This window comes from Falsiroseomonas sp. RANM36 (assembly GCF_056682175.1).
Window position 1 is genome coordinate 190,045 of record NZ_JBWXTD010000005.1, and the last position, 4,839, is coordinate 194,883.

Sequence of the window (4,839 nt, forward strand, 5' to 3'; positions counted from 1 at the left end):
CCCGGGCGGGGGCGCCGCACCACCGCGCCCACTTGGGGGCGGGGGGGGGGGGGGCGCCGCCGCGCGGCGCCAAGGCCAGCCCGGCGAAGCCCGTGTAGCGGTCGGTATAGACCGCCAGGACCTCGTAGTTGCGCAGCCCTGGCATCGGGTCGCCTTCCAGCCAGGGATGGGGATCGGGGCTCCGGAGGTCCGAGAAGCGGATGTCGTAGGCCCGCTCTGCCGCGGCGACGGTGACCTCGTCGATCCGCCAGAGCTCCGGGATGCGGGACCGCGGATCCTGCAGGATGCGGGCGGCGTCCAGGTCGTCGCGGTAGCGCATCTGCGGCACGTCGTCCGGCAGCTGCATGTCGCGGATCGCGTGCAGATGCACCTCGACCCGCGCGGCACGCCCGCCATCGGTGATCCGCGCCTCCACCGAGTGGCTGCGCAGGATGTCGCGCGCGGCGGGCAGGAAGGCGGCGAAGGTTGCGCGCAGCTCGTGCAGGTGCGTCTGGTGGAGGCTGTCGGCGACGGCGGCGCAGCGGGCGACCTGCGCCTCCGCCGCGGCGCGTCCGGGCGGGGTGCGCGGCTGCGCCAGCGCGGCGCCCGACACCAGCAGCGCTGTGGCGATCAGGATCGGCAGACGCATCACGGCCTCCCTGCCTGGCGGACGGCCGGCGCCGGGTCCGGCACGCGTTCCGGGTAGCGGGCGAAGCCGAGCATCAGCGCGCTGGCCTCGACATCCATGGTGGTCCGCCCGAACAGGCGCATCAACAGGCCCTCGCCCTGGCCGGGCAGCCGATGGCCGGCGCCGCGTATCTCGTAGAGCAGGGTCGTCGCCCCGGCTGCGCAGCCGCTCGCGCGGTGCAGCAGTACATGCGGCGCGTCCGGCCCGCCCTGCCGCGGCAATTCCACTGCCGGCGCCACCGCGGTGCAGCCATTCGCCGCCTGCCATGCGGCGAAGGTTTCTGGCACCGAATGCCGCTGCTCCGTCGCGAAGAGCGGCGCGTAGCCGATGCGGCCGTCCCAGCCGATGATCGGATCCTCCGTGCCGGCCGCGATCAGCACCGGCAGCGGCCGCGCCGGGCGGCAGGGCGGCGCCAGGGGCAGCGTTGCCTTGAACAGCGCGAGTGAGGCGAGGCGGTCCGCGCGCTCGCAGGCATAGCGCAGCGCCATCATCCCGCCATTGGAGATGCCGGCGAGATGGATGCGCGCCGGATCGGCGATGCCCCGCGCGACCAGCGCATCGAGCAGCGCGTCGAGGAAGCCGATGTCGTCGCTGGCGGAGAGCAGGCCCGGCAGGCGCGCGCGCTGCGCCCCGTCGTTCCAGAAGATGCCGGCCGCGTCCGGGAAGACGACCGCGAAGCCGGCCGCGCGCGCCGTCTCCGGCAGGTCGAGCATGTCGCGGGTGATGCCGCCCGAGAGTGCCGCGCCATGCAGCACCACCAGGACCGGCGCCGGGCCCGGCTGCGGCGCGCGGTCGAGCACCGCGCCGCGTCCGGAGGGCAGCACCAGCCGCTCGCCGCCGCAGGCGGCGAGCATGAGCAGGAGCATGACGGCCGGCAGCGCACGCATGTCGCGACAGTGGCAGGAACGCAGCGACGCGGCCACGCCGATCAGCCGGGCAGCCGGCCCTTCACGCCCCAGGCGCGCACCGCCAGCAGGATCTCGCCATCCGGTCCCGTCGGCAGGCGCGCGCGCAGCGCTTCCCGGATGCGGCTGCGCGTCGCGTCGTCCAGCCCCGCGCAGTATTTCGGCGCCGAGCCCGTGGCGCCGAGGAAGGGCGTCCAGTATGCGTCGAAATCCGCGAAGGCGGCGGGGATGTCGAGCGCGGTCGTCTCCACCGCGTCGAGCCCCGCTCCCGCGAAGGCGGCGGCAAGCGGGGCCGGGCGGCAGATCGGCGCGTTGATGCCATCGTCGAACCGCGCCGCGTCCGGGTCGATGGCGCGCGCGGCGTCGAAGAAGTGGCGCATGATCTGCATCTGCCCGGCATAGTCCCAGACATAGAGCGCAACGCTGCCGCCCGGCCGCACCAGCCGCGCCATCTCGGCCAGCGCCTTCGGCTTGTCGGGCAGGAAGTTCAGCACCAGACCGCTGACCGCGAGGTCGAAAGCGGCGCCGGGCTGGCCGGTGTCGGTCGCCTCGCCCTGCAGGAAGCTGCCCTGCGGCACGCGCGCGGCGGCTTCGGCGAGGAAGGCGGGCGCGCTGTCCAGCCCGACCAGCAGCGCCGGGGCGCAGTGGCGCGCCACGGCCTCGCTCAGCACGCCGGTGCCGCAGCCGAGATCGATCCAGTCGAGCCCCGGCCGCGGTGCCAGCCAATCGAGGAACAGCGGCGCGACGGCACGGCTCCAGCGGCCCATGTAGCGCTCATAGGCCTCGGCCGCGCCCCATAGTCCCGTCGTGCCGCCCATGGCCGTTCCGCCCCGGATTGCCCGGGGCCGAGGCTAGTCCCGCCGGCGGCGCCCGATCCAGCGTCCGGCGCGTCAGGCGGCCTTGCGGGCGGCGGGGACGGCCCGCATCCGCCCGCCCGGCAGCCCGCCGGGCACGCCGGCCGCAAGATCGGCGGCCGTGAGCAGCTTCGCCCAGTCGAGGCCCGTCTCCACGCCCATGCGGCGGAACAGCCAGGCGACGTCCTCGGTCGCGACATTGCCGGTGGCGCCCGGCGCGAAGGGGCAGCCGCCGAGCCCGCCCGCCGCGCTGTCGATCACGTCGCAGCCGGCGTTCCAGGCTGCGGCGACATTGGCGACGCCCATGCCGTAGGTGTCGTGGCCGTGGAAGGCGATGCGGTTCGATCCGTCCGGCGCCGGCCAACTGCGCACGGCATGGCCGACAACCCGGGAAACCTGGTCGGGCGCGGCGTTGCCGGTGGTGTCGCAGATCGCGACCTCGATCCAGGGATCGAGCGCCACGACGCGCTCCACCCAGTCCAGCGCATCGCGTTCCGGCACCACGCCCTCGAAGGGGCAGTGGAAGCAGCAGGAGAGGTTGAACCGCACCTCGCGGCCCGCCGCGAGCGCGTCGCGCACGATGGCGGAGAGGTCCGCGAAGCTGTCGGCGCAGCTGCGGTTCACATTGGCCTTGTTGTGGCTTTCGGTGACCGACATGAACAGCCCAACGCGATGCGCGCCGGCCGCCAGCGCGGCTTCGAAGCCCTTCCGGTTGGGCACGAGCGCGGTGCATTCCAGCCCGTCCAGCGCGAGCGCGGCCCGGAACACCTCGGCGGTGTCGGCCATCTGCGGCACGGCCTTCGGGCTGACGAAGGAGCCGACTTCCATCCGCCGCACGCCCGCGTCGTAGAGCGCGCGCACGAGGGAAATCTTCGTCTCGGTCGGCACGAAGTGGCCGATGGATTGCAGCCCGTCGCGCGGCGCGACCTCGCTGATGGAAACCCGCGGCATCAGGCCCTCTCCCCCAGCAACTCACGAAAAACATGGTCGTTGTGCGCGCCGACCGCGGGCGCGGTCCAGCGCACCATCTCGGGCGGGCTGATCCCGTCGAAGCGGAAGGGCGGCGCGGGATGCAGCAGCGTGCGGTCCAGCAGCGGGTCGCGCACCTCCATCACCGTCTGCCGCGCGCGGAAATGCGGGTCCTCCGCGCAGTCCCTCATGTCGTAGAGGCGCGAGACCGGGATATCGGCCGCATCCAGGATGCGTTCCGCCTCCGCCGCCGGCAGCGTTTTCGTCCAGGCCTCGATCGCCGCGTCGATCTCCTTCACGTTGGCGCAGCGACCGATATTGGTCTGCAGGCGTTCATCCGCGCCCAGGTCCTCGCGCCCGATCACCTTCATCAGCCGGCGATAGATCGCGTCCGAATTGCCGCCGACGCAGAGCCACTTGCCGTCCGCGCAGAGATAGGTGTTGGTCGGCGCCGCGGTCGGCAGCGCCGCGCCCTGCGGCTGCCGCACCCAGCCGAACAGCCCGTATTCGGGCAGCATCCCCTCCATCAGCGAGAAGACGGAGCCGACCAGGTCCACGTCGATGATGCGCCCCTTCGCCTCCGAGTTGCCCTTCGTCGCCCAGGCGGCGCCGAGCACGGCCATCGCCGCGTAGATGCCCGCGATGTCGTCGGCGATGGAGACGCCGCAGCGCGGCGGCGGGTGGTCCGTGACGCCCGGCGTCGCCGTCAGGTGGCGGATGCCGCCCATCGCCTCCCCGATCGAGCCGAAGGCGGGCTTGTCGCGATAGGGCCCGTCCTGGCCGTAGCCGGAGACGCGGGCGATGGTGAGCCTGGGGTTGATCGCCTGCAGCACCTCCGGCCCCAGCCCGATGCGTTCCAGGTAGCCGGGCCGGAAATTCTCGATCAGCGCGTCGGCGCGGGCGGCGAGCGCCTTCACCTTCTCGCGCCCCTCCGCCGACTTCAGGTCGAGCGAGACGCAGAGCTTGTTGCGCCCATGGATGCTGAACCACACGGCGTGGCCGTTCACCTGGCTGCCCCAGCCGCGATGCGGGTCGCCCTCGGGCGGCTCCACCTTGATCACCTCGGCGCCCATGTCGGCGAGCATCCGCGCGGCGAAGGGCCCCGCGATGTAGTGGCCCAGTTCCAGCACCCGAAACCCCGCGAGCGGCAAGCCCTGCCCGGTCATCCGATCTCCTCCGGCGATGTGCGGCTGAGGATAGGCGGCGCAGCGCGCCGCGTCATGACGCCGACGTGTCCCGCGCGCCACGGAAAGACGCGCGGCGCTAAGGATCGGGCAAGGCCCCCGGGCGATAAGGGCGTGGGGTTGCCGAGCTATGCACCCCGTCTCTCCCTCCCGGGAGCCGGCCATCGACCCCCATCCGGCCGGCATCCCCACTCGGGGGGGGGGGCCCCCCGGGGCGCCCCCCCGCCGAGTGGGCCCCCGCCCCGCGCCTCGACACGCCC

The 4,839-nt window shown here is 73.5% G+C and carries 5 protein-coding genes; all 5 read right to left on the reverse strand.

Translation table 11 applies throughout. The features are described from left to right. Positions 1-628: hypothetical protein (locus AC1MIR_RS18830; RefSeq protein WP_480029722.1), on the reverse strand; the 628-nt coding region annotated here is incomplete at its 3' end. Beyond that, complete coding sequence (locus AC1MIR_RS18835; RefSeq protein WP_480029723.1) at positions 628-1,533, reverse strand: CE1 family esterase; 906 nt, start codon at positions 1,531-1,533, stop codon at positions 628-630. The genes AC1MIR_RS18835 and AC1MIR_RS18830, both read right to left, overlap by 1 nt. A 62-nt stretch (positions 1,534-1,595) precedes the next feature. Next, complete coding sequence (locus AC1MIR_RS18840) at positions 1,596-2,390, reverse strand: class I SAM-dependent methyltransferase (protein WP_480029724.1); 795 nt, start codon at positions 2,388-2,390, stop codon at positions 1,596-1,598. 72 nt (positions 2,391-2,462) lie between these two features. Beyond that, positions 2,463-3,377, reverse strand: coding sequence for a hydroxymethylglutaryl-CoA lyase (locus AC1MIR_RS18845; RefSeq protein WP_480029725.1), 915 nt, complete (start codon positions 3,375-3,377; stop codon positions 2,463-2,465). Beyond that, a complete protein-coding gene (locus AC1MIR_RS18850; protein ID WP_480029726.1) occupies positions 3,377-4,561 on the reverse strand; it encodes a CaiB/BaiF CoA transferase family protein in 1,185 nt (394 codons plus the stop codon). The genes AC1MIR_RS18845 and AC1MIR_RS18850 overlap by 1 nt, the downstream gene beginning before the upstream one ends. Positions 4,562-4,839: the final 278 nt, after the last annotated feature.

Excerpts from the sequence above, each read along its gene's own strand:
- AC1MIR_RS18835 (WP_480029723.1), bottom strand. The coding sequence starts at position 1,533 with ATGCTCCTGCTCATGCTCGCCGCCTGCGGCGGCGAGCGGCTGGTGCTG.
- AC1MIR_RS18850 (WP_480029726.1), bottom strand. The coding sequence starts at position 4,561 with ATGACCGGGCAGGGCTTGCCGCTCGCGGGGTTTCGGGTGCTGGAACTG.
- AC1MIR_RS18845 (WP_480029725.1), bottom strand. The coding sequence starts at position 3,377 with ATGCCGCGGGTTTCCATCAGCGAGGTCGCGCCGCGCGACGGGCTGCAA.
- AC1MIR_RS18840 (WP_480029724.1), bottom strand. The coding sequence starts at position 2,390 with ATGGGCGGCACGACGGGACTATGGGGCGCGGCCGAGGCCTATGAGCGC.